Below are 26239 nucleotides of genomic sequence, written 5' to 3'. Positions count from 1 at the left end.
GGTGCGCATAGCCGTCACAGGATCGGTCGCCACCGACCACCTCATGACCTTTCCCGGACGCATCAGCGACCAGCTCCTGGCCGACAAGCTCGACCGGATCTCGCTGTCCTTCCTCGTGGACACCCTGGACATCCGGGACGGCGGCGTCGCCGCCAACATCGCCTACGGGCTGGCCCGGCTCGGCCACCGCCCGCTGCTCGTTGCGGCCGTCGGCCAGGACTTCCACGACTACGGCCGACGGCTCGCGGAGCTGGGCGTGCGCACCTCGGCGGTGCACGCCTCCGCCACCCGGCACACGGCCCGCTTCCTGTGCACCACGGACCCGGACGGCAACCAACTCGCCTCCTTCTACGCCGGCGCGATGGCGGAGGCGGCCGACATCGACCTCGTCGACGTGATGAACCGGTGCGGCAGAGCCGACCTGGTACTGATCGGGGCCGACGCCCCGGCGGCGATGCTCCGCCACACCCGGGCCTGCCGCACCCTGGGGATTCCCCACGCCGCCGACCCGGCCCAGCAGCTGGCCCGCCTCGAAGGCCCCGAGATCCGAGAACTCACGGACGGCGCACAGCTGTTGTTCACCAACGAGTACGAGCACGAACTGCTGCTGCGCAAGACCGGCTGGACCCACACCGAGGTGCTGCGGCGGGTCGGCACGTGGATCACCACGCTCGGGGAGAAGGGCAGCCGCATCGAACGGGCGGGCAGCCCGGCGGTGGACGTCTCCGCGGTCCCCACGGACGCCGTGGTCGACCCGACCGGCGTCGGCGACGCCTTCCGGGCCGGCTACCTGGCCGCCCTCGCCGCAGGACACACCCCCGTGCGCTGCGCGAGGACCGGTTCCGTGATGGCCTCGCTCGCCCTGTCGGCCGTGGGCACGCAGACGTACGACACCACACCGGAGACGGTACGGGAACTGCTCCGCACCGCCTACGGGGCGGACGCGCCGGACGGCGCCCCCACCGCGGCCCCGCCGGTGGAGTCGGCCGCGACCGCCGCACCCTTCGCGGGGTCCGCGGCCGGCGAGGCACGCCGGTGAGCACCCTCACGCTGCCCCGTACGAGCCCGGGCCCGGCCGCTCTGATCGCGGCCGGCCACCGTTCCTACTCCTTCGAGTTCTTCCCGCCCAAGACGGGCCAGGGCGAACGCGTGCTGTGGCAGGCCCTGCGCCGGGTCGAGGCCGTCGACCCGTCCTTCGTCTCCGTCACGTACGGGGCGGGCGGATCCTCACGGGAGCGGACCACCGACCTCACCCAGCGCATCGCGGAGCACACCATCCTGCGCCCCGTCGCCCACCTCACCGCGGTCGGCCACTCGGTGGCCGAACTCCGCCGGATCATCGGGCGCTACGCCGACGCGGGCGTGCGCGACGTACTCGTCCTGCGCGGCGATCCGCCCGGTGACCCGCGGGGGCCGTGGACCCGCCATCCGGGGGGTCTCGACCATGCGGTGGACCTGGTCCGGCTGGTGCGGGAGCTGGGCGACTTCAGCATCGCGGTCGCCGCCTTTCCCGAACGCCACCCCCGCTCACCCGACTGGGACGGCGACATCCGGCACTTCGTCGCCAAATGCCGGGCGGGCGCCGACTACGCCATCACCCAGATGTTCTTCCGCGCGGAGGACTACTTCCGGCTGCGCGACCGGCTGGATGCCGCAGGATGCGACACCCCGGTCATCCCGGAGATCATGCCCGCCACCCGGTACGACCAGATCCGCCGCTTCGCCGAACTGAGCGATGCCGCCTTCCCGCCCGACCTGGCCGGCCGTCTGCACGCCGCCCGGCACGACCCCAGCGAGGCCCATCGCGTGGGCGTCGAGCACGCCACCGAACTGGCCCAACGCCTCCTGGACCACGAGGCGCCGGGGCTGCACTACATCACCCTCAACCAGTCCACCGCGGCACTCGACATCCACCGCCGGCTGAGCCTGCCCACCCGCCCCGCGGACCAGTAGGGCGGGATCCACGCGGCCGTCCGCGCGAGGCGGCCGTCCGCGCAGGTTCCGAGTCCGCACCCTCGACCCAGGGAGACGCATTGCCCATGACCCGCACCGCCCCCTTCATGACCTGCACGGGCCCAGTGCTCCCTGTCCGGCGCGTGCGGCCCGCTGAGGACGGCGACCCCGGCCCGCCCGCCCGGCACGCGGCGCCAGAAGCCGCCGAGGCCGCCGAGGCCGCCGAATCGGAGGGGGACCTGTGAGCAGGTTGCGCTGGCTGACCGCCGGGGAATCGCACGGACCCGCACTCGTCGCCACGCTGGAGGGGCTCCCCTCCGGTGTTCCGGTCACCACGCAGATGGTGGCGGACGCGCTGGCCAGGCGGCGGCTGGGCCATGGGCGCGGTGCCCGGATGAAGTTCGAGGAGGACGAGGTCTCCTTCCTGGGCGGGGTGCGGCACGGCCTGACCATGGGCGGCCCCGTCGCGGTCATGGTGGGCAACACCGAGTGGCCCAAGTGGGAGACGGTGATGGCGGCCGATCCGGTGGCCCCGGCGGAGCTGGCCCGGCTGGCGCGCAACGCGCCCCTGACCCGCCCCCGCCCCGGTCACGCGGATCTTGCCGGTATGCAGAAGTACGGGCTGGACGATGCCCGGCCGGTTCTCGAGCGGGCGAGTGCGCGGGAGACGGCTGCGCGGGTGGCGCTGGGCGCGGTCGCCAGGTCGTACCTGAGGCGGACGACCGGCATCGAGATCGTCTCCCACGTGGTGGAGCTGGCCACCGTCCGTGCCCCGTACGGTGTGCTGCCCACGCCTTCGGACCAGGCGAAGCTGGATGAGGATCCGGTGCGTTGCCTGGATCCGGAGGCTTCCAAGGCGATGGTCGCGGAGATCGACCGGGCCCACACGGACGGCGACACCCTCGGTGGTGTGGTCGAGGTGCTGGCGTACGACGTACCGGTGGGTCTCGGCTCGTTCACGCACTGGGACCGGCGGCTGGACTCGCGGCTCGCAGGTGCGTTGATGGGCATTCAGGCGATCAAGGGCGTCGAGGTCGGGGACGGCTTCGATCTGGCCAGGGTGCCGGGGTCGAAGGCGCACGACGAGATCGTGCGGACGGCCGGCGGCGTGAAGCGCACGACCGGCCGGGCGGGCGGCACCGAGGGCGGCATGTCCACGGGTGCGCTGCTGCGGGTCCGGGCGGCGATGAAGCCGATCGCGACGGTTCCGCGTGCGCTGGCGACGATCGACGTGGCGACCGGCGAGGCGGCCGCCGCACACCATCAGCGGTCCGACGTGTGTGCCGTCCCGGCGGCGGGCATCGTGGCGGAGGCCATGGTCGCGCTGGTGCTGGCGGACGCGGTGGCCGAGAAGTTCGGCGGGGACGCCGTCGGCGAGACGCGGCGCAACGTGCGGTCGTACCTCGCGCATCTCCCGGTCGGGTGAGCGGCGCGGCGAACGGTGCGAGGTGCCCGACCTGATCGTGAGGGGTCGGGCACCTCGCCGTGCGCGGACTGTGTCTCCGCATCAGCCCGGGGATCAGCCCCTCGTGTGCTGCTGGAGGGTGGCTGCCAGGAGGTGGGAATCGAGCAGGGAAACGTCTGCCGTCCTGTCCGCCCGTGCATACCCGGCCAGCATCCGCTTGGTCAGGACGAGCGCTTCGGGCGAGCGCCGGACGAGGGGCCTGGTCCAGGAATCGATCACCTTGTCCAGTTGGTCGAGCGGGGCGGTCCGGTGGAGCAGACCGATGCGGTGTGCCGTGTCGGCGTCGAAGACGTCGCAGGTGAGCATGAGTTCACGGATCCTGGAGGCGCCCACCTCGGAGACCAGGCGTCCCATCGCCCCGCCCCACGCCGGCGGCAGCCCGATGCCCACCTCCGGCATGCGAAAGCGGCTGGTGTCGGCACCGGCGCGCAGATCGCAGAAGGAGGCGAGGGCGAGACCCGCGCCGATGACCCGCCCGTGCAGCCGGGCGATGGTGACCGCGTGGGTGTTCTCCAGGGCCTGGCACAGGCGGTGCGCCTTGTCGGCGATGCGCCGCAGGCCCACTCCGGACGGATCGGCGGCCAACGCCTCCTGGTACTCGTTGCGGTCGGCACCCAGGCAGAAGTCCGCACCCAGCGACGACAGCGTCAGGATCCGGACGTCGGGTCTCTCGTGCAGTTCGTCGAGCAGGGTGATGAGATCGTCGAGGACCACGGTGTCCAACGTGTCCTCCTGCCCCCAGGGGTTGAGGCGGACATGCAGTACGGGGCCCTCCTGCTCGGTGCGAATCGCCTTGGGAGCGGTCCGGACGCGTGCGGGGGTGGGGGTGGAGTCGGTCATGCGAGTGCTACGTCCAGGTTCAGGAGTCGCCGGAACGCCACACGGGGCGCCATCGACGGGGGGCGTACGAGAGTGAGGCGGGGAAGGCGCTGGACCAGTTGGTGGAGAAGGGTCTGCGCTTCGAGGCGGGCCAGCGGCGCGCCGAGGCAGTAGTGGATGCCGCCGCTGAACGCGAGGTGGTCGGCGGCCCGTTCGGGGTCGAACCGGTTCGGGTCGCCGTGCCTGGCCGGGTCTCGGTGCGCCGCGCCGATCATGAGGTGGACCATCTCGTCGCGGCGGATCTCGAAGCCGCCCAGCACGGAGTCCTGCGATGCGATCCTGCTGATCACGTGGGTGGGCGGGTCGTAGCGGAGGGTCTCCTCCACGAAGCCGGCCACGAGGCCCGGGTTGTCGGCGACCATGGCCCAGCGGTCCGGACTCTCGACGAGCCGGAGCGTCATCGTCGAGAGGAGGGTCGCGGTGGTTTCCAGGGCGGCCAGCAGGACGAACAACACGAGGAAGTAGACCGCTTCGTCGGCCTTGTCCTGGTCGGGCTCGATCGCGTCCCACGTCTGGATCCACCGGGTGACCGGGTCATCGCCGGGGCGGGAGCGCCGGTCACGCACCAAGTCCATGAAGTACGTGCGGAGTTCGGCCGTGGCGGCGTCGGACAATGCGAGTTGGCTGGCCGACGGCAGCAGCTCCTGGGTGAAGACCTGATCGTGCGTCAACGCCCGGAGCCTGGGCCAGTCGGCCTGTGGTAGCCCCAGCCAGTCGCCTATGGCGGCGACGGGCAGCTCCTCGCAGACCAGCTCCGAGAAGTCCGCCTCGCCGGTGCGTATTCGCTCCGTGAAGGCGTCGAGGAGCTGATTCGCGGTCCGCTTCACATTGCGGCCGATGCGCTCCACGGTGCCCCGGTCGAAGGTGCCCGCCGCCCGACGCACCTTGGTGTGGTCAGGGGGGTTGAGCGCGGCGAGCGTGTTGCCCATCTCGCGCGAAGAGGGCGCGTTCCAGCGCGTCCCGGCCCCTTGGCGCTCGCGCCATTCCCGGTCGGGCTCCAGCCACTGACGGCTGCGCAGAACCTGGTCGCAGGCGGCGAAGCCCGTTACGGCGAAACCGCCCCAGGGGGCGGGCACCACCTCTCCCCGCGCGAGGAGTTCGCTGTAGATGGGGAAGGGGTCGGCCTGCCCTCCGGCCGTCCGTAGACGGGAGAAGAGGGAGGCGGACGCCCGGCGGTCGTACGTCGGGATAGTGGCAACGCCCATATGGCGGCTCCTTTCTGAGAACCAGCCGCCATGCATACCCGCATGATCGTTAGCGCATCCACTACCACTGAGTACTCAGGAAGTTACTAGAATCACACTTGCCTCACTCGCCCCTGGTCCACGCCAGGAAGCGGCTGAACAGGCCGCCCTTGGACTGCTGCGCGGCCCCGGCGTTCGCGCGCGAGGGTCCGGAGCTGGCGGGCGCGGGGGCGGCCGCCTGCTGCGGGAAGGGCTGGCCCGCGTGCGAGCCGGCCGACCCGGCCGCCGGGGGAACGGCCTTCGGGGTGAAGCGGATCGGGAGCGTGACCAGCGAGCGGCTCCACGGACTCGGCGCCCAGGTGAGCGACTTGAACGGGACCCGCAGCTCGACGTCATGGAGCTGGTTGAGCAGCGTCTCGACGGCAGTCACGGCGATCATGAAAGCCGGGTCCTTGGCGGGGCAGGCGTGCGGGCCCGCCCCGAACGCCAAGTGCGCCTTAGCGCTGAGCTGTTCGCGGTGTTCGGTCAGCTTCGGGTCGGTGTTGGCCGCGGCGAACGAGATGAGGACCGGGTCGTTGGTCCGGACCACCCTGCCGCCGAGCTCGACGTCGTGAGTCGGGTAGTGAACCGCGTAGTTGGCGATCGGCGCGTAGTTCCAGAGGGTCTGGGAGACCGCGTCCTCGACCGGAAGGCCGGCCTGCCAGTCCTCTCCGAGGTACAGGGCGCTGCTGGTGCCGATGGCCGCGGCCAGCGGCGCGGTGCCACCGGAGAGCAGGGTGACGAGCTGGTGCAGCACCTCCTCGTCGCTCAGCTGGGCCGAGTGCTCCATCAGCCGGGTCGTCAGGTCGTCCGTCGGGCGCCGCCGCTTGAGTTCGATCAGCTCGGTGAGCGCCCCGCCGAGCACCTCGTCGGCACCGGGCGTCCCCTCGAAGATGCCGCTGATGCCGGCGATCACGCGGTCGCCGATCTCGGGCGGGCAGCCGAACAGGTCGCTGAAGACCAGCAGCGGCAGCGGCTGGGCGTACTCGGACATCAGCTCCGCCTGGCCGCGGATGTCGGTACTGAACTGGCTGATCAGGTAGTTGGCGGACTGCTGCGTCTGCCTGATGAGCTGGTGCTCGTTGACCGTGGCGAGGCTGTCGGTGACGGCCCGCCGCAGTCGCGCATGTGCTGCACCGTCGCTGAAGAGCGCGTTGGGGCGGTAACCCATCATGGGCAGCGCGGGACTGTCGGCGGGGACGCGGCCTTCGTTGAGGGCGTTCCAGCGGCGGGAGTCGCGTACGAAGGAAGCGGGGTTCTGCAGGACGTACAGGGCGGCGTCGTAGCTCGTGACGAGTTCGGCCTGGACGCCGGGGGCGATGTCCACGGGTGCGCTGTGGCCGAAGAGACGCAGCTGCGCGTAGTGGCTGTCGGGGTCGGCTCCGAACTCGGGGCCGTACAGCTGGACGTTCCCGTGCGCGGGGCAGCCGGGGGGTATCTCCTGCGGTTCGAGCGGCTGTTGCATTCCGGGGCTCCTAGCTGAGTTGGGACATGAGGTGTTTCACGAGGGTGATGAGGGCCCGCGCGGAGGAGTTCTCGTCCCGTACGTCGCACTCCACGACAGGGGTCTCGGCGGTGAGGTTCAGCGCCTCGTGCACCTCGTCGAGCGGGTAGTGCGTGGTGCCCTCGAAGTGGTTCACGGCGATGGCGTACGTCAGGCCGAAGCGTTCGACGAGGTCCAGGACGGGGAAGGACTCGTGCAGTCGCTCCGGGTCGACGAGGACCAGCGCGCCCAGAGCCCCCCGGGAGAGCTCCTCCCACATCTCCTTGAAGCGCTCCTGGCCGGGTGTTCCGAAGAGGTAGAGCACCAGGGTGTCGCTCAGGGTGAGCCGGCCGAAGTCCATGGCGACGGTGGTGGTCGTCTTGTCGGGCGTGCCCGACAGGTCATCGAAGCCCACGCTGGCTTCGGTGATCTCTTCCTCGGTCCGCAGGGGTTCGATCTCGGAGAGACTGCCGATACAGGTGGTCTTGCCGACCCCGAAGTGCCCCACTATGAGGATCTTCACCGCGTGGGAGACATCTGGATCCAGGTACACGGGGGTTACGCTCCGAATCGATTCTTCAGGCCCTCGAGCACGGCGCTGACCAGTTCTCTGTCGACACGTTCGGCGCGCGGTATCGGTGTCCTCGCGAGGATGAGGTTGTCCTCCTCCAACTGCGCCAGCAGGATGCGGACGATGCCCAGGGGCAGGTGCGTGTGCCCCGCCACCTCGGCCACGGACAGGAAGCCGTTCGCCACCAGGTCCATGACCTGCCCCGCTTCCGGGGACAGCGTGCGGGCCGCGGCCTGTCCGTTCTCCACCGCCGCCGTCACGAGCGTCGTGTGCTCGTACTCGTGGTCCGGGGGCAGCGCTCGTCCGTTCGTGATCACGAAGAGGGGGACTAACGGAGACGTCAGTTCCAGCTCTTCATCCTGTTCGAACCCATCAGGCATGGCGCGTCCCCTTCCCTTGTCCCGCCGTCGCCGTCGCCGTCGCGGTCAGTCGGGGAACCACCTCGTGCAGACGCGTGGTGAACTGTTCGATGTCGCAGTCGTGTTCGGCGGCCGCGGCGAGGAAGGCATCGGGTCCGGCCGTCATCAGGAAGATCCAGCCGTGCTGGAACTCGATGACCGTCTGACGCCATTCCGCGTCCTCGACGACCCCCGCGAACTGGGAGGTCACCCGGCTGTAGGCGTGGATGCCCGTCATCGCCGCGGAGATCGTGTCCGCGAGGTCGCGGTTCATCCCGCTGGTCGCCCCGCGGGGAAGGCCGTCCGATCCCAGCAGCACGGCGTGGCGGGCGCCCTTGACCTCGGACATCACCTGGTCGAGCTCGCCGAGGGCGAATCCCGTGTCACCGGATCCCTGCTGCCGGGGGACGCCCGCCCGTGGACCTCCGGCCTCCTCGGAGCTTACCCGCGGCGGCGAGGTGAGGTTGTTGCCCAGTCGGGCGACGAGGCGGTGCATGCGGAAGGAGATCTGCTGCATGTCCACATCGGGCGCGGCCGCGGCGGCGAGGTAGGAGCCCTGCCCCGCCCCGATCAGGAAGCTCCAGCCGTGCGAGAACTCGATGATCGTCTGGTTCCACTGCCGGTCCTCCTCAGGTCCGGCGAAGTGTGCCGTCGCCCGGCTGAGCGACTGCATCCCGGCCATGGCCGCGGAGATGGTGCGTACGTCCTTCTCGGCCAGGCCCTCGGTCGCGCCGCGCGGAAGGCCGTCCGCGGACAGCAGGACGGCGTGCCGTGCGTGGGGCACGTTGTGCACGATGTCCTCGAGCATCCACGACAGGTCTGCGGTCATGCCTCTTCGGGCCCTTCGAACGAGGTGGCGTCAAGGTTGCGACCGGAGAGCGTGCCGCGCTGGAAGGCCCCCAGACTGCGCCCGGAGGCGCGGCCCGTTTCCCCCGGGGTCCGTGGCGCCGGCACGGCGGTGTCGGGATCGGGATCGGGGACGCTCGCGATGGGCGCCTGGCGTGCGCCGCGCTTGGGCAGACCGTGCATCGTGCGCGAGGCCGCGCTCGGCTGCGGCCGGCTCTCGGTGGCACGCCGGATATCGCTGACCGGGGCCTCGGGAGCCTTCGGGGCCTCAGGAGCCTGCGGGGCGGCCTGCGGGGCGGCCTGCGGGGCGGGCGGTATCTCCTCCATGGTCCACAGCTCCTCGGGCAAGAGGACGACGGCCCTGACGCCGCCGTACCTGGAGACTCCGGTGACGTCGACCTTGAAACCGTGCTGACGCGCGATCAGGCCGATGACCGGGAAGCCGAACTTCGGCTGAGTCCCGAGCTGCGACAGACGGGGGGCGACTTCTCCCGAGAGCAGCGCGGTGGCCCGCTGCCGCTCTTCGTCGTTCATGCTGACACCGGCGTCGTCGATGACGATGCAGAGGTTGTTCTGGACGCGCTGGAACGTCACCTCGATCGGTGCGTCGTGCTGCGAGAAGCTGGCCGCGTTGTCGAGCAGCTCCGCCACGGCGAGGGCGACCGGCGCGACCGCGGACGACTTCAGGGCGAGGCTGGTCTGCTGCATGATGGCGACCCGGTTGAAGTTGCGGATCTGCCCCTGGGCGCTGCGCACCACGTCGTAGACGCTGGCGGGCCTGTTGCGACGGCCGAGCGGCGCACCGCACATGACGGCGATGCCCTGAGCCTTGCGGGCCATCTGGGCGTTGGCGTGGTTGACGTCCAACAGGTCGCTGAGGACGGTGTGTCCGCCGTACTTGCGCTGGATGCCGTCCAGGAGCGTCGTCTGTTCGGCCGCGAGGCTCTGCAGGAGGCTGGCGGCGCCCTTGAGGACGGCCTTGGTGTTCTCCTCCGCCGCTTCCTTGGCTTCGCGGAGCGTGGCGTCCTGCTCGTTCCGGAACCGCTGCAGCTCGGCGTACGACGCGTGCAGTTGGCTGTCCGCCGAGAGGAGCCGGTGCCTCAGTTCGGCCTCGGTGTGCTCCTTCTTCGCCCCCAGTGCTCTGTTGCGGGCGACGAGTGCCACGACCGCGACGACGGCTATCGCCGCCACCGCAACCAGGCACCACACAAGTGCGTCTCGATTCATGGAAACCTTTCCCGGCGCGTGCCATGCGGACGGCTGCAGAAACACCTCGCGAGGCCCCGCAACACAGCTGATCGGCACGGTTCACCTGCAGTTACGCGGTGAGCATGCCGCCGATCACACATCAGCATCTGCGTCAAAATGGAACAAGATCACAGACCCGGGGATGTTATCACCGGATCTTCCGCCCCTCGGACGCCCGCCGTGACGCCGCATACGCCCAACCAGCCTGCCATAGGCGCTGGTTGACATGGCCTTTCGGCCCCTCGCCTCTGCCGTCGGCCACCCTTCCCGTCACCGATCCGTTAAACAGTTCTTCACGCGAGGAGTGGCGATCTCTCACATCTGCCTGAGGCGCCGTCAACCGCTCGTCAGTGGAATCCGCGAGGGGCGCGAGCGGGGTGTCGTGCGGGGTGTCGTGCGGGCCGGCCCCGAGACGCGGTGAGCGGTCACCTGTCGTCCGTCCACTCCTCCGGTTCGTGGTGCGGGTAGGCCCGGGCGCGCTTCCCCTGGTACGAACGCACGTCGGCCCCGCGGCCCGTCGCCTCGACCCGTTCGAGCAGCTCCGCGGCCGCCTGGGACGTCCTGGGCGAGGAATTGAGAGTGTCGAGGAAGTCCAGCAGGGTCCTCAGCGGTGCCGCGGCCATGTGTGCCGACAGCGCGCGCCGTCGGTCCTCGGGGAGCGTCATCAGATCGGCGGAAAAGGACTGCCCCAGCCCCGAAGCGTGGACGTACCTCATCAGGTGGCGCAGCGGGACCCGGACGAGGCGCTCGTCACCGCGATACGCGAGCTCCGCGAGAACGGCCACGACACGATCGGACGGACGGTAGGCGGCCGCAGCCGCCGACAGGCTCGGCACGACGGGTGCGCCTTCGTCGGACAGGAGCGAGATCACCTCCAACACCTCGGCGGCAGGGCGGTCCGTCCGTACGAGGCACACCAGGACGGCGCCCGACGGGGGCCAAGCCCCGCCCTGCCAGTGACGTTGCAGCACGGCCAGCTCGGGTACGGACCGGAACCGGGCGGCGCACCGGACGAGATGAAATCTGAAGGCCGTTTGGAACGGCCCCTGCGTCATCAGGTCACCGATCTCCGTGACGACGCCGAGGGACCGGGCCTGAGCGGCATCGCTGAGCAAGGACTCGCCCCTGGAACGCTCACCCGCCTCCCCGAGCCGTTGCAGCACCAGCACGATCTCCGCGGCCGGACGTTCCCACGCCACGTCGGCCAGCTCGCGGCCCAGCGTGCGTACGTCACCGCTGGACCGGAACCCCTCAAGGCGCTCCAGCAGCGGTCCGATCGGCCCCCCATCGTCCCGGTGCAGCTCGGCCAACTCCTCCTCCATGGCCAGGACCCGCTCCTCCAAGTCCCGGCAGTGGTCCTCCGCATCGGCCCGCAGGGCCGACGTATCGGCCAGACCGGCGCGAAGCTTCGTGATCTCGGCCAGGAGGGCGTCGCGGACGGCGGTGTGGTCGTCGAGCGCGGTGCGGAGCTCGACCTCGCGTCGGGTGGCGGCGGTCAGGTCAGCCGACCAGTCGCGGTTGAGGGCGTCGAGTTCGCCCCTCACGGACCGGACCTCGGACTCGCGCTTCGCCAACAGGTCGTGCAGCGCCTCCTCCTGACGGTCAGGCGGGCGAGCGTGCGCTGGGAGCGCGTCATCTCCTGGCGCAGGCACTCCAGTTCGTACCCGGCGGGGTTGGTGGCTTCCAGGGCCGCCAGACGCCGGCGGTGAACCTCGGCCTTGACCTCCTCTGTGAGCGGGGCCCCGAGCTTGAGCTCCGCCTCGCGGACGAGGCGGCCGATGAAGTCCTCGGTGGCGACCCGGCGCCCGCGCAGGAACCGGGAGACGGTGGCGGCGTCCAAGGCGACGCGGACCGCGTACGCCTCCTGTGAGACGCCCAGGGTCTTGAACAGCCCTGTCAACGTCTTGCCGAGGGCCGCAACCTCCGGCACCTCGCCCCGCTCCCCGTTCATTGCCGGCGCCCGATGGGCCGCGCGGGTGCTCATCGTCGGGCTCGCGCTCGTACCCGTCGTCATCGTGACATTGGCCTCCGTGCCCGCCCTGCTGGTGCTGCCGTTCTCCCGCCGCCGCAGCGCACACGCCACAGCCATCGTGCGACAGCTCATCGCCTGGACCCGGGGGCTGCTGGTCACCAGCCGGGAGCGGTGAGTGCCCGCGCCGGGGCGACCGCGTACCCAACCCGTGGCCGTACCGGCGGGGGCACGGCCGAACGGCGTCCGCTCACACCTTGGCCCGGGTCCTGTTCCCCCGGGTGTCGCAGGGGAGGACGGCCTGGGGACGTGAGGACCGCAGAGTGCGCAGGGTCTGCGCCTCGACGGCCGTGATCGCCTTGGGCGGCACGTTGATCAGCCAGCCGAAGGGGCGGTCCACGTCGCGGATGATGAACAGCGCGCTGCCCAGCAGGACCGTGACGACGACCAGGGCGGCGAGCTGTCCGCGGTTGTCCCGGTGGGGCACGGCGACGCCGAGGGAGACCACGGTCACGGTCAGCGCGCACAGCAGGAACCAGAACATGGGCGCCGGGATGCTGGGGGACGCCTGGGCCAGCCGCTCCTCGCGGGCCAGCGCCCGCTGGTCGTCGGCGGCGATCAGCATTCCGAAGGACTGCTCGGCGCGCAACTGCCGGAACACCTCGGGGAAATCGCCGCTCCACTCGTCGGAGGCGGAGGAGGCGCGGACCTCGGCCATGGCCGGCCACTCCGCGAACCGCACCGTCCGCGCGTAGCAGACGGTGTCCTCGAGCAGCCGGGTCCGCTGCGGTTCGGGGGCGTAGCCCGCCATCGACGCGAGGTGGGCCAGCTCGTGCGCCTCCCGCCGGGCGGCGCTGTCGGCCAGCCCGTACGAGCCCGAAGCGGTCACCAGCACGAAGGCCAGCAGCAGGATCGTCAGGGTCTGCATCGGGCCGATCAGGTCCTGGACACCCATACCCTGCTCGCTCGCGCGGACCAGCCGCGGTCGCAGGTACCGGTTCGCGGCGAACGACGCCACCAGCGCGAGCACCAGCACCACGATGATGACCACCGGCCGCACCTCCCGTCACGGCATCCTCCAGCCCCACCCAGGCACCCCTCCCGCCGCCGCGCCCGGCCCCCCACCCGAACGGCCCCGTGGCGCTCCACCCGACGGCCTCCCCGAACAGACGCCCCGCACCACCCGGGAGCCGGGCCGCCGGACCCTGGACACCGGGCGGGCGAGGGCGAAGGCCTCCTCGTTCAGCTCTTGCGGGCCAACGGCTGCCCGGCGAAGCTCACCCCTTCGAGGCCATGAGCCATGAGGTTGCGAATGTTGCTGTGATCGGTGTCGTCCGGCGTCGCCAGCACGCTGCGATAGTGCTCACCGAATGCCAACAGCGCTTCTTGGTCGCTCAGCCCCTCCAGCAGGGCCAGTCCCAGCGTCTTGCAGGAGCCCTCGTTCTCACCTGCGGCGTTTTCCAGCTCCCCGTTGCGGAACGCCTGCGGCTGGTACTCGTAATGCGCGGCGACGAAGGCCAAGGTGTCGGCGAACTCGTGCTCACCCGACGCAAGGCTCGCCCGCAGCGAGTTCAGATCAGTCATGTTGGCTCCCCTGGCTTGAACAGACGATCCGATTGCCGTCCGTGACCGGACGACATTACCCCCTCGAGGCCGGCCGGCAGGAACCGCGCGACACGTCCGAACGAGCAGCATCTCCGCAGGTCACGAGGCACCTCGGGGCCCATCTCTACGCGACTGGTGCGGTTGCTACTCGATGTCCGGATCCGACACCTTCACGCAGAAGACTCCTGTGTTGTTGGCCTGGGCGGTGCTCGGCCGCGCCGACGAGACGTTCTTCTCGGCCAGCAGGGTGCCGACCGCCGACACCTTCGCGGCGGCGCGGGCGTAGGACGCGTACAGATCCTTCCTTCCCGGCCGTGCGCCGTGTTCTCGGCGGTCGGCCGGATAGAGCCTGTGAGCGAGCGGAAGAGGGTGACGTCCAGCGCTGACCCAGGTCGGCGGTCTCGTCTCCAGCCGGGCCGGCGTGGGAGGAGGTCAGGGGACCAGGAGCATGAACGGGTAGTCGGCCGCGCCGCTGTTGCTGCCGGTGAACACGGTGAGGGTGTTCGCCGCTCCGCCGCACGCGTTACTCGGCTGGGTATTGACGTACACGGTCCACCCCCAGGCGCTGGTGCCCTCGTGTCCGTACAGGGTGGCGACCGGCGTGCTCCGTGCGACCTCGATCCCCGTGGCGTCGTCGAACGTCACCACGATGGCGATGCCGAGCAGGGTGATCGCCATGGTGCCGTCCCTCCGATGCGGTCAGTTGGGATGACGGGCGGGGAATTCGACCTGGTCCCGTTGGTAGATGTCGGGGATGCCGTCGGCGTCCGCGTCGACGTTCTCTTCCTCGTAGAGGCGCTTGTAGAGCGTGTTGCGGCGGCGCAGCAGTACGGCTGCCAGAACGGCTGCGGTGACGGAGGCGATCAGGACGGCTGCTTTGACGTGTTCGCCGACTGCCTGTCCGGGGAAGGCGAGTTCACCGATGAGGAGGGCCACGGTGAAGCCGATGCCGGCGAGGACGGACAGGCCGAGGACGTCGGCCCAGGCCAGGTCGGGGTTGAGTCGTGCCTTCGTGTAGCGGGCGGCCAGGTACGTGCCGAGGAAGATCCCGATGACCTTGCCGACGACGAGGCCGACGACGATGCCGAGGGGTTCGGGGCTGGTGAACACCTGCGCCAGGGCGGGACCGGAAATGCTGACGCCGGCGGCGAAGAGGGCGAAGAGGGGGACCGCGATTCCGGCGGAGAAGGGGTGCAGCACGTGCGAGACGCGAGAGGCGGGGGAGGCCTCCTCGTCCTTGTCGCGGGTGGTGCGCAGGATGAGGCCCATGGCGACGCCGGCGACGGTGGCGTGGACACCGCCGTTGTACATGAGGGCCCAGATCGCGATGCCGAGCGGCACGTACCACCACCAGCCCCGGACGCGGAGCCGCTGGAGGAGGTGGAAGAGGGCGAGTCCGGCGAAGGCTCCGCCGAGGGCCCAGAGGTTCAGGTCGCTGGTGAAGAAGATCGCGATGATGAGGATGGCGCCGAGGTCGTCGACCACGGCGAGGGTGAGGAGGAAGGCGCGCAGCGCGGCGGGCAGGTGCGTGGAGATGATGGCGAGGACGGCGAGTGCGAAGGCGATGTCCGTGGCCATCGGCACGGCCCAGCCGGCGGGGCTGCCGCCGCCGAGGCCGGTGGTCAGCGCGTACAGGGCGGCCGGTACGGCCATGCCGCACGCCGCGGCGATGACCGGGAGGGCGGCGGTGGCGGGGGTGCGCAGCTCGCCGACGACGAGCTCCCGCTTCAGCTCGATGCCGGCGACGAGGAAGAAGACCGCGAGGAGGCCGTCGGCGGTCCAGTGTCCGACGGAGAGGTCCAGGCCGAGGGCGGGTATGCCGAAGTGGAAGTCGCGTATCGCTTCGTACACGTCGCCCAGCGGGCTGTTCGCCCAGATCAGCGCGATGACGGCTGCGGCGAGGAGGACGAGGCCGCCGACGGTCTCGGTGCGCAGGGCGGACGCGACGGCCTGGCGTTCGGGCCACGGCATGAGGCCGAAGACGATGCGAGGTCGCGGGCTGCTCATGGTGAAGGGCCTTCCGGGGCGTCGACTGGAGATGGGCATACGGCCCCTAGGACGCCGACCAGACTTCCCGGCACACCGCGCGTCCAGGGCGGCTCAGCCGCCGCATTGACGCGTTCTTTACACCCTAGGGGAGATGTCAGGATCCCGCTAGAGGGGTCCTCACCTGCAAGAACGCATTGAGCGGGCCCGTACACGCCAAGGCGCGAGGGGTGTACGAGCCCGCTCAGGAGCCGGGCCGCGGGGGTGGTCAGACGGTGGTCTTCACCAGCTCCCGGTCGTCGTCCTCGTCGTCCTCGCCTGCTTCGGTGTCCGCGTCGAGGCCGGCGTCGCGGCGGCGGACGAAGTCGAGGAAGCTGTTCAGCTCCCGCTTGACCACGGGGGCCAGGAGGTACAGGCCGATGGTGTTGATGACGGCGAGCATGAAGAGCACCGCGTCGGCCATGTCGATCAGGGTCTGCAGGGTGAGCAGCGAACCGGCGACCGCGCCCGGGCCTTCGCCCTTGCGGGCCTCGCCCCAGCTGGCCGGGTTGGCGATGACGATCGTCAGGGCGGTCATCGTGCAGATGACCACGGTGTCGATGAACGGCTCCAGCAGGGCGACCAGGCCCTCACTGGCGGGGTGCTTGGTCTTGACCGCGGAGTGGGCGATCGGGGCGGAGCCGAGACCGGCCTCGTTGGAGAACGCGGCCCGCTTGAAGTCGACGATCAGCGCGCCGAGGACACCACCGGCGACACCCTGCGGGTTGAAGGCGCCCTCGATGATCGAGGAGAGGGCCGACGGCACCGCGGAGACGTTGACCAGGATGACCACGAGGCAGGCGACGATGTAGTTGCCGGCCATCGCCGGGACGAGCTTGCTGGTCACGGAGGCGATGGAGCGGATGCCGCCGAGCAGGACGGCGCCGAGCAGGACGGCGCCGAGCAGGACGACGCCGAGCAGGACGACGCCGACCAGGGCGGCGATCAGGATGCCGAAGAACAGCGCGCCGGCCGAGGAGCCCATCAGGCCGATGTCGCCGCCGGTGACGGAGACGAGCTGCGCGTAGGACTGGTTGACCTGGAAGAGGTTGCCGCCGAAGAGGCGCGTGGCCCACGTCAGCCGTCCGCGTCGCGCAAGGAGAGATCGCCCCGCCGAGCTCGGATCGCCGCCGCGTTCGCCCCGCTGTCCGGCACGACGGCGTCCTCCGATGCCACTCGAGTGGATCTACCGCCGGGGCTGCCGAGTAGGACGTATCGGGGAAATGGGATTGTCAGCCCGGCACGGCATTCTGTGGCGGTGTCTTCGATCTCAGCACAACCCCAACAGCCGGAAACCGCACGGCGGATGATCGTGTGCGGGGACGACGGGCTGGCCCGTCGGCTCGCCGCCGAACTGCAGGAGGTGTACGAGGAGCGGGTCACCCTGGTGATGCCGGCCGCCCGTGCCGCACAGCCGAGCGTGGCGCGGGGCCGGGGTGGCGGCGGGCGTGGTCTGTTCGGGCGCGTGCCGGTGATGCGGTCGCGTACGCCGTCCGGGGACCAGCCGGCCCCGCGCGAGCTGCGGGTCCTGGAGGCGGCTGAACCGGACGAGGAGGTGCTGGCCGCCGCGGGGGTGGCCGGGGCCGCCGCGCTGGCGCTGGTCTACGAGGACGACGACACCAACGTGGGCGCAGCCCTGGTGGCCCGGCGCCTCAACCCCCGTCTGCGCCTGGTGATCCGGCTCTACAACCGCAAGCTCGGCCAGCACCTGGAGGAGCTCCTCGACCAGGCGGCGATCGTCGCCGAGCCGGGGATCGACCTGCGGAAGCTGGACTCCTCGACGACGGTGCTCTCGGACGCCGACACGGCAGCTCCGGCGCTGGCGGCCAGCGCGGTCGCCGGTACCAGCAAGGTCGTCCAGGCGGACGGCCTGCTGCTGCGCGCGGTGGAGCGCACGCCTCCGGGGCGGGGAGAGGTCGCCGATGCCGGGCTGTGCACCCTGGCGCTGCTGTCGGCCACGTCCGCCGACCCGGCCGGCGGAGAGGCGTCGGAACTGAGCGGAGACCGTGGGCCCCAACTACTGCCTGACGACCGGGCGGTGGCGGCCGCCACCGGGCGGGGCATCGTCGCCCTGGAAGCGGTCTCCCACGCCGGTCCCGCCCCCTCCGGCGGGCGGCTGTCCGCCGCCTCACTGCCCGTGGCCTCCCTGTTCTCGCGTCGGCTGCGCTGGTCGCTGGCCGGGATCGTGGCGGCCGTGGCCGCGCTCGCGGTGGCGTCCTGGATGACCACGGGCGACCATCCGCTGCACGCCGCGTACATCACCCTCCTCGACATCTTCGCGATCAACGACCCGGCCGTGGAGGAGCCGACCGAGCGTCAGGTGCTGCAGATCCTGGCCGGGTTCGTCGGCCTGCTCCTGCTCCCGGTCCTGGTCGCGGCCGCGCTGGAGGCCCTGGGCGCGTTCCGTACGGCGACCGTTCTACGCCGCCCGCCCCGCGGGCTGTCCGGCCACGTCGTGCTGCTCGGCCTGGGCAAGATCGGGTCCCGGGTGCTGGCGCGGCTGCGGGAGCTGGACATCCCTGTGGTGTGCGTGGAGTCGGACCCCGAGGCCCGGGGTCTGGCCCTGGCCCGGCGCCTGCGCGTGCCGGTGGTCCTCGGCGACATCACCGAGGAGGGCGTACTGGAGGCCGCCCGCGTCCACCGCGCTCACGGCCTGCTCGCACTGACCAGCTCCGACACCACGAATCTCGAAGCCGCCCTGTACGCGCGGGCCGTCACGCCCGACCTGCGGGTCGTGATGCGCCTGTACGACGACGGCTTCGCCACCGCCGTCTACCGCACCCTGCGCGCCGCACACCCGGCCGCCCTCACCCGCAGCCGCAGCGTCACCCACCTCGCGGCACCCGCCTTCGCCGGAGCGATGATGGGCCGCCAGATCCTCGGCGCCATACCGGTGGAGCGCCGCGTCCTGGTGTTCGCCGCCCTCGACGTGTCCGGGCACCCTCAGCTGGAGGGGCGCACGATCACCGAGTCCTTCCGCCCCGGCTCCTGGCGGGTGATCGCCCTGGACGCGTCCCTGCCGCAAGACCGGCGCCCCGACCTCGCCACCGCGACCGGCGACGGCCCCGTACGCGGCCCCGGACTGATGTGGAACCTGCACCCCGGCTACGTACTCAGAGGCGAGGACCGCGTCGTCGTCGCCGCCACTCGCCGGGGGCTGGCAGAACTGCTCGGGCGGAGGGCGACGCGTACGTCCCAGCCCTGAAACCCCGCCCGGGGTATGCGTCGGCCTACGTCGGCCAGGCGCGGGTCCCGCGCAGACGGGTGCGCGCGCAGTGACATGCGCTTCGGCCGCCGTGCGCTCAGGATGAGGGGGACCGGCGACAAGGAGCGGAGCATGACCAGTCCGGGTGAGCGGTCCCGACGCGGGCGGGCCGTGCGCAAGAGCGTCAGCCGTGCTTCGCACGGACGGTGGACCGCGTCGGCCGACCGGCCCGATCCCGTCGGGGCGCTGGAGCGGCAGGCGGCCGACCGGGTTCCGGAGCTGCTGCCGATCCGCTACGGCCGAATGGCGGCCTCGCCGTTCGCGTTCCTGCGTGGCGCGGCCGCGGTCATGGCCGCCGACCTGGCCGCCCAGCCGGACACGGGCCTGACCGTCCAGCTGTGCGGGGACGCGCACCTCTTGAACTTCGGCATGTTCGCCTCGCCCGAACGTTCCCTGCTCTTCGACCTCAATGATTTCGACGAGACCCTGCCCGGCCCCTTCGAGTGGGACGTCAAACGGCTCGCCGCGAGCGTCGCGGTGGCCGCACGCCAGAACGGTCACGGCGACGACTGGGCCAGAGCATCGGCCCTTTCGGCGGCCCGGTCCTACCGGCAGACCATCAGGGAACTCGCCGGGCAGGGCGAACTGGAGGTCTGGTACCACCGGATCGACACCGCCGATCTGCTGCCCCTCATTCGCAAGCCCAAGCTGCGCGGCCGGGTCGAGGCCGGCCTGGCGCGCGCCCGCGGCCGTACCAGCCTTCGTGCTCTGGAGAAGCTGACCGAGGTCCGCGACGGCGGCCGGCGGATCGTCCACGATCCGCCCCTGCTGGAACCGCTGGCCCGAGCCGAGTCACAGGCCGTGGGCGCGGTCTTCAGCGAGTACCGCAGCACACTTCCCGAGGAGCGCCGCCTCCTGCTGGACCGGTACCGATTCGTCGACGCGGCACGGAAGGTCGTCGGTGTCGGGAGCGTGGGGACCCGCTGCTACATCGTGCTGCTCACCGGCCGTGACGACGACGACCCGCTCTTCCTGCAGATCAAGGAGGCAGGTCCGTCCGTCCTGCAAGGCCACCTCCCGGCCGACGGCCATGATCACCACGGCCACCGGGTCGTGGCGGGCCAGAGGCTTCTGCAGGCCACCAGCGACATCTTCCTCGGCTGGATGAGCGGCCCCGAGGGGCGCCACTTCTACGGTCGGCAACTGCGCGACATGAAGGGATCGGCCGATGTCGCGACCATGTCCCGGGTCGTCCTCGGCCGGTACGCCGGGCTGTGCGGCAGGGCGCTGGCGCGCGCCCATGCCCGCTCCGGTGACCGCATCGCCATCGCGGGATACCTGGGCAGTGCCGATACCTTCGAGCGCGCCGTCGCCGACTTCGCCCTCCGCTACGCCGACCGGACCGCCGCCGATCACGCCCTGCTGACCGGAGCTGTCGCCGCCGGCGCCGTTACCGCCATCAGCGGAGTCTGAGCGGCCCGGCTCCGGGCGGGTCCCGCGCAGCGGAGGTCGATGCTGCCCGGTCGAGTCGGCGGTCCACGCGGACGACAGGACTGCGCGGGCCGGCGGTGTTCCGCCGGCCCGCGCAGCCGTGTGCTTGCCCGAGCCGCTTCGACAGCCTCACCGAGCGGGCAGGGAAGCGGCAGTGGCCGCCACCCCGCGCTCGTACGGCTCGGCGTCGGTCAGGCGCCCACTGTCCTGCGTTCCCCCTCCACCTGCCCGGGTGACAGCCTGCCGGTGCGGTTCAACCTGTGGAGCGCCGTCGCGCAGGCAAGGCCGAGCAGGATGAGCGCCGCCCATGGCAGCGCGGGCACCCGAGCTTCCCGGGCCGCGTCCAGCGCCATGCCCATCCCCAGGTTGCCGACGGTGATGCCGATTCCGCAGATGGTGTTGTACAGGCCGTAGTGCGTGGCCACGAGACGGTTGCCGGCGAGGCGGACGATGGTGTCCATCTCGAAGGGGTAGGCGATCATCGTCCCCACCGCCAGGAGCAGCGCCGCCATGGCCGCCGGCAGTGCGGCCAGGAGCCACAGACCCACCCCGCCGTCCGGCACCGGCACCGCCGAGGCCGGGAGGAGCGGGACGAAAGCCGCTCCCATCGTCAGTAGTCCCCAGGTGAGCGCGCTGCCCGGTTTCATCCGGGCGCTGCACCAGGCGGTGACCCTGGTCTGGAAGGCGATCGTGCTCAGCCCGGAGACGGCGAACAGGGCCGCCACCGCGGCGGCGGCGAACGCCCCGTCACCGCCCAGGCGCCTGACCTCCAGCGGGAGGGCCAGGTAGACCTGGAAGGTCATGACGTACGAGCCGATCATGGCCAGGGAGAACAGCAGGAACGGACGGTTCGAGAACATCCCCCGCCACTGCCGCAGGATTCCCTCGCGCTCGCCCTCCGCCGTGTCGGCGTGGGCGGCGCGACGGGCGGGCAGGGCCCGGATCTGGACGATGCTCAGGATCGCGAAGATGCCGGCCGCCACCAGGCAGGTGACGCTGAAGTCCACGCTGGTCAGCACCATGCCGACCAACGGACCGAGCAGGATGCCCGCTTGGTAGAAGACGTTGAACAGAGCGAACGCCTCGACGCGGCGCTCACCCGCGTCTGCCGCCAGGTAGGCCCGGGTGGCCGGGTTGAACAGGGCCCCTGCCAGGCCCGTGGCCGCCGACGCGGCCAGGAGCGCGGGCACCGACTCTGCCAGGCCGAGCGTCGCGAATCCGATGACGCGCAGCACGAGTCCCGCGATGATCATGGGCTTGTAGCCGAGTCGGTCTCCCAGGGTCCCGCCGATGAGGAACATGCCCTGCTGGCTGAAGTTCCGTACGCCGAGGACCAGCCCGACGAGCCAGCCCGCGAGGCCCAGCGGCCCGGCCAGGTGGGTGGCCAGGTAGGGCATCAGCATGTAGAAGCCCAGGTTGATGGTGAACTGATTGATCATCAGGAGCTGGACGCTGCTGTCGTACGAGCGGACCTGCTCGATCGTGCCCTTCACAGGGCCTCCCGAGCCTCAGGTGCGCCGGAGAGGTCGTTCTTGCCGTCGCCTGCGAGGGTGAGCGGGTCGACGACGGTGGTGCAGCGGGTCCAGCGGGTGACCTCCTTCTCGTCCAGGCGGCCGATCAGGTCCGGTTCCAGGGCGGGCGGGGAGTCGAGCAGACCGTGGGCGGCGCAGTAGCCGTCGTCATAGACGGTGCCGAGGTAGCGCTGCGGGCCATCCGGAAAGACGGCCGCGATCCGTGCGTCTTCGGGAAGGGACCGGGCGAGCCAGCCGGCGACCAGCGCGACTGCTCCCACGCTCCATCCGCCGGTGGTGTAGTGGGAGCCGGCCAGTTGGCGGCAGGTCCACACGGCTTCGGCGGGGGAGACCCAGTGCACTTCGCTGAAGTTGTCGTAGGCGACGTTGCGGGGGTAGATGCTCGACCCCAGCCCGCGCATGAGCCTCGGCCGGGCGGGCTGTCCGAAGATCGTGGAGCCGATGGTGTCCACTCCTACCAGCGTCAGATCCGGGTAGAGCTGTCGCAGTACCCGGGAGATCCCGGCGGAGTGGCCACCGGTGCCGACGCTGCACACCAGAACGTCGATGTGTCGCAGCTCGGTGGCCAGTTCGAGGGCGAGCGGCGTGTAGGCGGTGGTGTTGTCGGGGTTGTTGTACTGGTCCGGGCACCAGGAGTCCGGGTGCTGGTCCATGAGTTGCCGCACGCGGCCGCGGCGGGCCTGCTGCCAGCCGCCGGTGGGGTGCGGCTCGGAGACCATGTCGACCTGGGCACCGTACGCGGCCAGCAGCCGGGTCATGGAGGGCTCAAGGCCCGGATCGGTGACCAGCGTGATCGGGTGCCCGTAGACCATGCCCGCCAGAGCGAGGCCCAGGCCCAGGGTTCCGCTGGTGGACTCGATGATCCTCGCGCCGGGCTTCAGGTCGCCGCGGGCACGGGCCCGTTCGACCATGTGCAGTCCGGGACGGTCCTTGATGCCGCCGGGGTTGAAGCCCTCCAGCTTCGCCCAGAAGCCGCGTCCGGCCGGGGTGAGGGGTTCGGAGATGCGCAACAGGGGGGTGTTGCCCACCAGTTCTGACAAGGCCGTGCGGCCCGTGGCTGACGTGTCGGTGATCGAAGCATGCATGGCTGTGCCTTCGTTCGTGGTGGAGTCGACTACTCGTTCGGAGGGCGCGCCGTGGTCGGAGGCATCAGGAACAGGGGTTCCGGCCCCGGAGGACGGCGTGCGCAGCCGCGTGCGGCTGCGGGACGGGACGAGTGGTCTAGATCTGCCACCGGCAGACGTCGGCCAGCGTGGAGCGACCGGTGCGGGCTATGGGCGATCTACCGGGGGCGGGCAGCACCGCGGTCACCGGCGTGGTGTGCACCGCCCCGGGCTCTTGTGGAACAAGGGCTGCGGCCGTCTCGGCCGGGCGCTGCACCGCGCCTGAGTCCCACGTGGTCAGGCAGGGCGAAACGCACGCGGAACCGTGCTCGTGCTGAGGATGGTCCGGTGACTGGAGATCGTGTGGGAGCTCTTCGTGTCCGCCCGACGTGGCCGGATCGGAAAGGGAGAGGTGCTGGTGGCCGTCGTTGACGAGGTAGGACGAACAGTGGACGGCAGCCAGGAGCAGCACACTCAGTGCGCAGGCGAGCAGGATGCCGGGCCAGGACGGCAGCCGGCGAGCAAGGCGTGGCAGGGGGAAGCGGAGCACAGGTCCTCCGTGCGGCAGTCGCTTCCTCGGCCGATGGACGGAGAAGTGACGCGGGCGGGTGCGCGCGGGGCAGGGGGATTTCGGGCGCCAGAGGACGAGACGGTTGAACCTATCGCCGTCGTGTGGGCAAATCCGTGAATCCCGCAACGCATGGAGTGTCGTCGGACTGCTCCGACGCCTACACCTGAAGGACGGCCTGTGATCCGAGGTGTGCCGAGGGTGTGGCAGAAGATCGCTTCACCTGTTCAGCCGGCCGCGCACACCAGGGAGTCCGGGAAGCCTGCTCCTGGGCCTGCACGACGCGGAGGACGGGCTTGTCCGCCGCGTATGACGGTGCACTCGAGCGCCGCGCACCCTCGTCGTCCGTGGAGTGGCCTTCGTCCTCGGAGCAGCCCGTGTCGTGCCCCGCCGTCTGGACTGCCACGGGTGCAAGGGATGCGGAGGCGACCGGCGCGGCGGCCCCGTCGTCGTGTGCCGACAGCGAGCAGCACACGCCCAACAGGGCGAGAAGCAGCAGGGCCAGCCCGGCACTGACCAGTCGGCACACCTGCGAGAGGGGTGACCGGCCGCCGGAATGCGACCACGCTGCAATCATGCCGTGATCGTATCCAGTACTCGCCGGGTCCTGGGTGCCCCTCCTGGAAGAGCATGCGATCCAACTACCCTCCCGCGCAGGCTCTGTAGGAAGGGATGAGCGCCACGACCGAGCACCGGTCCGGCGTGTTCGGCGGCGAAGGGGCAACTGTCCTGACAGTTCCCCGCTGACAAGGTGGAGCCGGGGGAGTTACGTGAGGCTGCTGCTGTCCGGGAGGCGCAGGAAGAGCGGTCTGCGGGTGGTTGCACGTGAGCTGCTCAGCGAGCGGATTCATCCCGCTACCGGCCGACTGATGTCCTACACGGCCTGCGATGTACTCGCGGCAGAGCGGGAAGTCGCCGAGATCGCGTGGGTCGCCGCACGGGCTCTTCGGACTGGTGGAGGCGTACTTGGACGGTGCACTCGGCTGATCGGCCCATCTGCGAGCCGCAGATGCGTCGGGAGCCGGCGGCCCGGGATCTGGCCCACGAGATCGCTGCCTGGCTGCGTAGGTCACAAGCGGCTCTGGTCCACATCTTGTGGAGGCTCACGGAAAGTGATGTCAGTGGGGTGTGGTGGGCCGGACTCTGCCGTTGACCTGCTGGGAGGCCACTGTGATGCCCGTGTATCCGTCTCTGACCCACTCCTTGGCCGAGGCTTTGGTCGGTGCCCTGTGGTTCATTGAGGGCAGCGAAGACGAGCAGATGGACCCGGACGATGCCGTGAAGGTGTTGGAGGGCGTCGCCCACCTGTTCAGCCAACTGTCGGCTGATCAGCGGCAGGAGCTGATCGATCTGGTCAGGGCGATGGCCGAGGCCGAGCCCGACCCAGCCCGACGGGAGTTCTTGGAAGGGTTCCCGGAAGGATTCGGGCTGGTCGAGGACACGTCTTGAGTGGGTTTTCAGGAGTGGAGCAGGACGCGCTTTCGTAGCAGTTCGCATCCTGCACGACCGTACACCTGACGTTTCAGCATCTTGATTCGGTTGACCTGACCTTCGACGACTCCGGAGTTCCAGGGCAGGGAGAAGCCGGCGGTGACGGGGTCCAGGTCGCGTTCGAGGTGGCGGGCGAATGACTGGAGGGTGGGCAGGTTGGCGGTGCTGGCGGCTTCGATGCGGCCACCTCGGCGGCCGGGACCGCTGCCAGCCGGGCGGGCAGCGCGAACAGGACCACGACCAAGCTCATCGCCTTGTTCAAGATGACGGCCGAGAGCGCGGCGAACCCGAAGAGGCCGATCAACAGCGGCAGTCGGAACTCCGCGCCGCCCAGCCCGATCATCCCGCCCAGAACGCCGATCGCTGCTCCCGCACAGAACACCACGGGTGCCGAGTGCGTCGAGCGGAGGGGAAGGAGGTTCTGGTCAGTGGTCACGACCGGAATCCTCGCTGGTGGCCGTCCCTGTCTGCTACGGCACGACCCCACCTTCGGGGAAAGGCATCGGGTGTCCGCTCAGGCTTCGTCCGGACCTCCGAGCACCTGCATCGACGCCCGATCCCTCCCTGCGCCGGCCCGCTCCACAACTCCCGGCGGGGTGCGGAACATGCGCACCAACACCTGCGCGGTTTCCGGCCGGGCCGGTCCGTAGGCCATACGGATCATTGACGGGTGCGAGGAGTCGATCCGGCTGGTACTGGAGGCGTCTCCGGGGTCTTGAGCGGAACCGGCGGGGGCCCCGATAGCGTTCCCTTCTAAGACGCTGTCCGGCGCTGGAGGGGATACGGGCCATGCAACTGACCGGAGAAATCGCCGCGATACGGGGCGGGCTGGGCGATCCGGACCGTCTGGTGGGGGAGTTCCGGCGGGCTGTCCTGCTGGTTCCGCTCGCTGATGGTCCCGATGGTGGTCTGATGTCGGCGGTTTCGGGTGGCATCCGGTGGATCTACGCGTTCACGGACGAGGAGGCGCTGGCCCGGTTCGCCGCGGCGGGCGGGGAGTCCGGCCGGGAGTGGGAGTTCCTCTCGGTGCTGGGTGCGCGGCTGGTGGACGCTTTGGTTCCGATGGCCGATGGTCCGGCGGGTGTGGTCGTGAACGTGGCGGACGGGGACGGGTCGATGTTCTTCCCGCCGGTGGCGGGGATCGTCCCGGATGCGAATGCCGTGGACCTGGTGGCCGGGGAGGC

25 protein-coding genes and 3 pseudogenes are annotated in these 26239 nt (G+C 70.6%); 11 read left to right on the top strand and 17 right to left on the bottom strand.

What is annotated here, in order from left to right; genetic code table 11:
* Window position 1: 1 nt before the first annotated feature.
* The 4 genes from AC061S_RS22795 (at window position 2) to aroC (ending at window position 3379) form a co-directional block, all read left to right on the top strand.
* Window positions 2-1039: a carbohydrate kinase family protein gene (locus AC061S_RS22795; RefSeq protein WP_478687797.1), complete on the top strand. Its 1038-nt coding sequence runs from the start codon at window positions 2-4 to the stop codon at window positions 1037-1039.
* An 11-nt stretch (window positions 1040-1050) separates the two neighbouring features.
* Window positions 1051-1953, top strand: coding sequence for a methylenetetrahydrofolate reductase [NAD(P)H] (gene metF, locus AC061S_RS22790; RefSeq protein WP_478687844.1), 903 nt, complete (start codon window positions 1051-1053; stop codon window positions 1951-1953).
* 86 nt (window positions 1954-2039) lie between these two features.
* Complete coding sequence (locus AC061S_RS22785; RefSeq protein WP_478687796.1) at window positions 2040-2198, top strand: hypothetical protein; 159 nt, start codon at window positions 2040-2042, stop codon at window positions 2196-2198.
* Window positions 2195-3379, top strand: a complete 1185-nt coding sequence (gene aroC / locus AC061S_RS22780; protein WP_478687795.1) for a chorismate synthase — start codon at window positions 2195-2197, stop codon at window positions 3377-3379. The genes AC061S_RS22785 and aroC overlap by 4 nt, the downstream gene beginning before the upstream one ends.
* 93 nt (window positions 3380-3472) lie before the next feature.
* Here the strand turns inward: aroC and AC061S_RS22775 are convergent, their stop codons facing one another.
* From AC061S_RS22775 to AC061S_RS22735, 9 genes are all read right to left on the bottom strand, one after another.
* On the bottom strand, window positions 3473-4258 hold the full coding sequence (locus AC061S_RS22775) for an enoyl-CoA hydratase/isomerase family protein (RefSeq protein ID WP_478687794.1): 786 nt from the start codon (window positions 4256-4258) through the stop codon (window positions 3473-3475).
* Window positions 4255-5502 carry a cytochrome P450 gene (locus AC061S_RS22770; protein ID WP_478687793.1) on the bottom strand — a complete coding sequence of 416 codons (1248 nt, stop codon included), beginning with the start codon at window positions 5500-5502 and terminating at the stop codon, window positions 4255-4257. Before AC061S_RS22770 ends, AC061S_RS22775 begins: the two co-directional genes overlap by 4 nt.
* A 103-nt stretch (window positions 5503-5605) precedes the next feature.
* A complete protein-coding gene (locus AC061S_RS22765) occupies window positions 5606-6985 on the bottom strand; it encodes a cytochrome P450 family protein (RefSeq protein WP_478687792.1) in 1380 nt (459 codons plus the stop codon).
* Window positions 6986-6995: 10 nt separating this feature from the next.
* Window positions 6996-7556 (bottom strand): GTP-binding protein, encoded by a 561-nt coding sequence (locus tag AC061S_RS22760; protein WP_478687791.1) that lies wholly within the window; start codon window positions 7554-7556, stop codon window positions 6996-6998.
* A gap of 5 nt (window positions 7557-7561) precedes the next feature.
* Entirely contained in the window at window positions 7562-7954 is a 393-nt protein-coding gene (locus tag AC061S_RS22755; protein WP_478687790.1) for a DUF742 domain-containing protein, read from the bottom strand.
* The gene (locus AC061S_RS22750) at window positions 7947-8801 is read right to left on the bottom strand and encodes a roadblock/LC7 domain-containing protein (RefSeq protein WP_478687789.1); all 855 of its coding nucleotides are present in this window, start codon (window positions 8799-8801) and stop codon (window positions 7947-7949) included. The genes AC061S_RS22755 and AC061S_RS22750 overlap by 8 nt, the downstream gene beginning before the upstream one ends.
* Window positions 8798-10045, bottom strand: a complete 1248-nt coding sequence (locus tag AC061S_RS22745) for an ATP-binding protein (RefSeq protein WP_478687788.1) — start codon at window positions 10043-10045, stop codon at window positions 8798-8800. The genes AC061S_RS22750 and AC061S_RS22745 overlap by 4 nt, the downstream gene beginning before the upstream one ends.
* A 446-nt stretch (window positions 10046-10491) precedes the next feature.
* Complete coding sequence (locus AC061S_RS22740; RefSeq protein ID WP_478687787.1) at window positions 10492-11610, bottom strand: hypothetical protein; 1119 nt, start codon at window positions 11608-11610, stop codon at window positions 10492-10494.
* Window positions 11607-11996, bottom strand: a complete 390-nt coding sequence (locus AC061S_RS22735; protein ID WP_478687786.1) for a hypothetical protein — start codon at window positions 11994-11996, stop codon at window positions 11607-11609. Before AC061S_RS22735 ends, AC061S_RS22740 begins: the two co-directional genes overlap by 4 nt.
* Window positions 11997-12042: 46 nt before the next feature.
* On the opposite strand from AC061S_RS22735, the gene AC061S_RS22730 reads away from it, so the two are divergent.
* Window positions 12043-12213: a hypothetical protein gene (locus tag AC061S_RS22730; RefSeq protein WP_478687785.1), complete on the top strand. Its 171-nt coding sequence runs from the start codon at window positions 12043-12045 to the stop codon at window positions 12211-12213.
* Between the two features lie 72 nt (window positions 12214-12285).
* Here AC061S_RS22730 and AC061S_RS22725 read toward each other — a convergent pair whose 3' ends face one another.
* Both AC061S_RS22725 and AC061S_RS22720 read right to left on the bottom strand, forming a co-directional pair.
* The gene (locus AC061S_RS22725; RefSeq protein WP_478687784.1) at window positions 12286-13086 is read right to left on the bottom strand and encodes a bestrophin-like domain; all 801 of its coding nucleotides are present in this window, start codon (window positions 13084-13086) and stop codon (window positions 12286-12288) included.
* Between the two features lie 191 nt (window positions 13087-13277).
* The gene (locus tag AC061S_RS22720) at window positions 13278-13619 is read right to left on the bottom strand and encodes a HopJ type III effector protein (RefSeq protein WP_478687783.1); all 342 of its coding nucleotides are present in this window, start codon (window positions 13617-13619) and stop codon (window positions 13278-13280) included.
* Window positions 13620-13791: 172 nt separating this feature from the next.
* Between AC061S_RS22720 and AC061S_RS22715 the strand changes: the two genes are divergently transcribed.
* Window positions 13792-13926, top strand: coding sequence for a hypothetical protein (locus AC061S_RS22715; protein ID WP_478687782.1), 135 nt, complete (start codon window positions 13792-13794; stop codon window positions 13924-13926).
* 146 nt (window positions 13927-14072) lie between these two features.
* Here AC061S_RS22715 and AC061S_RS22710 read toward each other — a convergent pair whose 3' ends face one another.
* The 3 genes and pseudogenes from AC061S_RS22710 to AC061S_RS22700 form a co-directional block, all read right to left on the bottom strand.
* On the bottom strand, window positions 14073-14318 hold the full coding sequence (locus AC061S_RS22710) for a hypothetical protein (RefSeq protein ID WP_478687781.1): 246 nt from the start codon (window positions 14316-14318) through the stop codon (window positions 14073-14075).
* A 21-nt stretch (window positions 14319-14339) separates the two neighbouring features.
* The gene (gene nhaA / locus AC061S_RS22705; RefSeq protein WP_478687780.1) at window positions 14340-15647 is read right to left on the bottom strand and encodes a Na+/H+ antiporter NhaA; all 1308 of its coding nucleotides are present in this window, start codon (window positions 15645-15647) and stop codon (window positions 14340-14342) included.
* Between the two features lie 247 nt (window positions 15648-15894).
* Window positions 15895-16728, bottom strand: a pseudogene (locus AC061S_RS22700) (alanine:cation symporter family protein); the annotation flags it as partial.
* Window positions 16729-16971: 243 nt separating this feature from the next.
* Here AC061S_RS22700 and AC061S_RS22695 point away from each other — a divergent pair.
* Window positions 16972-18870 (top strand): potassium channel family protein, encoded by a 1899-nt coding sequence (locus tag AC061S_RS22695; RefSeq protein WP_478687843.1) that lies wholly within the window; start codon window positions 16972-16974, stop codon window positions 18868-18870.
* A gap of 132 nt (window positions 18871-19002) precedes the next feature.
* A complete protein-coding gene (locus AC061S_RS22690) occupies window positions 19003-20343 on the top strand; it encodes a DUF2252 domain-containing protein (protein ID WP_478687779.1) in 1341 nt (446 codons plus the stop codon).
* A gap of 209 nt (window positions 20344-20552) precedes the next feature.
* On the opposite strand, the gene AC061S_RS22685 is transcribed toward AC061S_RS22690, so the two are convergent.
* Window positions 20553-21854, bottom strand: coding sequence for an MFS transporter (locus AC061S_RS22685; protein ID WP_478687778.1), 1302 nt, complete (start codon window positions 21852-21854; stop codon window positions 20553-20555).
* Complete coding sequence (locus AC061S_RS22680) at window positions 21851-22978, bottom strand: PLP-dependent cysteine synthase family protein (RefSeq protein ID WP_478687777.1); 1128 nt, start codon at window positions 22976-22978, stop codon at window positions 21851-21853. The genes AC061S_RS22685 and AC061S_RS22680 overlap by 4 nt, the downstream gene beginning before the upstream one ends.
* 1337 nt (window positions 22979-24315) lie before the next feature.
* Between AC061S_RS22680 and AC061S_RS22675 the strand changes: the two are divergent.
* Window positions 24316-24551, top strand: a pseudogene (locus AC061S_RS22675) (NUDIX hydrolase).
* 186 nt (window positions 24552-24737) lie between these two features.
* A complete protein-coding gene (locus AC061S_RS22670; protein WP_478687776.1) occupies window positions 24738-25013 on the top strand; it encodes a hypothetical protein in 276 nt (91 codons plus the stop codon).
* A gap of 8 nt (window positions 25014-25021) precedes the next feature.
* Here AC061S_RS22670 and AC061S_RS22665 read toward each other — a convergent pair.
* Window positions 25022-25174: pseudogene (locus AC061S_RS22665) on the bottom strand (hypothetical protein); the annotation flags it as partial.
* Between the two features lie 670 nt (window positions 25175-25844).
* Between AC061S_RS22665 and AC061S_RS22660 the strand changes: the two are divergent.
* The coding region (locus AC061S_RS22660) for a hypothetical protein (protein WP_478687775.1) at window positions 25845-26239 on the top strand (395 nt) is incomplete at its 3' end.

The organism is Streptomyces sp. CA189, assembly GCF_056428985.1.
Note: the sequence above shows the minus strand (reverse complement) of the source record. Positions and strands in the feature narration are given on the sequence as shown.

Bases quoted from the DNA above. Each gene is read 5' to 3' on its own strand.
- AC061S_RS22785 (WP_478687796.1), top strand. From the start codon at position 2,040: ATGACCCGCACCGCCCCCTTCATGACCTGCACGGGCCCAGTGCTCCCT.
- AC061S_RS22775 (WP_478687794.1), bottom strand. From the start codon at position 4,258: ATGACCGACTCCACCCCCACCCCCGCACGCGTCCGGACCGCTCCCAAG.
- AC061S_RS22770 (WP_478687793.1), bottom strand. From the start codon at position 5,502: ATGGGCGTTGCCACTATCCCGACGTACGACCGCCGGGCGTCCGCCTCC.
- AC061S_RS22765 (WP_478687792.1), bottom strand. From the start codon at position 6,985: ATGCAACAGCCGCTCGAACCGCAGGAGATACCCCCCGGCTGCCCCGCG.
- AC061S_RS22755 (WP_478687790.1), bottom strand. From the start codon at position 7,954: ATGCCTGATGGGTTCGAACAGGATGAAGAGCTGGAACTGACGTCTCCG.
- AC061S_RS22750 (WP_478687789.1), bottom strand. From the start codon at position 8,801: ATGACCGCAGACCTGTCGTGGATGCTCGAGGACATCGTGCACAACGTG.
- AC061S_RS22745 (WP_478687788.1), bottom strand. From the start codon at position 10,045: ATGAATCGAGACGCACTTGTGTGGTGCCTGGTTGCGGTGGCGGCGATA.
- AC061S_RS22720 (WP_478687783.1), bottom strand. From the start codon at position 13,619: ATGACTGATCTGAACTCGCTGCGGGCGAGCCTTGCGTCGGGTGAGCAC.
- AC061S_RS22715 (WP_478687782.1), top strand. From the start codon at position 13,792: ATGTCCGGATCCGACACCTTCACGCAGAAGACTCCTGTGTTGTTGGCC.
- AC061S_RS22710 (WP_478687781.1), bottom strand. From the start codon at position 14,318: ATGGCGATCACCCTGCTCGGCATCGCCATCGTGGTGACGTTCGACGAC.
- nhaA (WP_478687780.1), bottom strand. From the start codon at position 15,647: ATGAGCAGCCCGCGACCTCGCATCGTCTTCGGCCTCATGCCGTGGCCC.
- AC061S_RS22695 (WP_478687843.1), top strand. From the start codon at position 16,972: ATGATCGTGTGCGGGGACGACGGGCTGGCCCGTCGGCTCGCCGCCGAA.
- AC061S_RS22690 (WP_478687779.1), top strand. From the start codon at position 19,003: ATGACCAGTCCGGGTGAGCGGTCCCGACGCGGGCGGGCCGTGCGCAAG.
- AC061S_RS22680 (WP_478687777.1), bottom strand. From the start codon at position 22,978: ATGCATGCTTCGATCACCGACACGTCAGCCACGGGCCGCACGGCCTTG.
- AC061S_RS22670 (WP_478687776.1), top strand. From the start codon at position 24,738: ATGCCCGTGTATCCGTCTCTGACCCACTCCTTGGCCGAGGCTTTGGTC.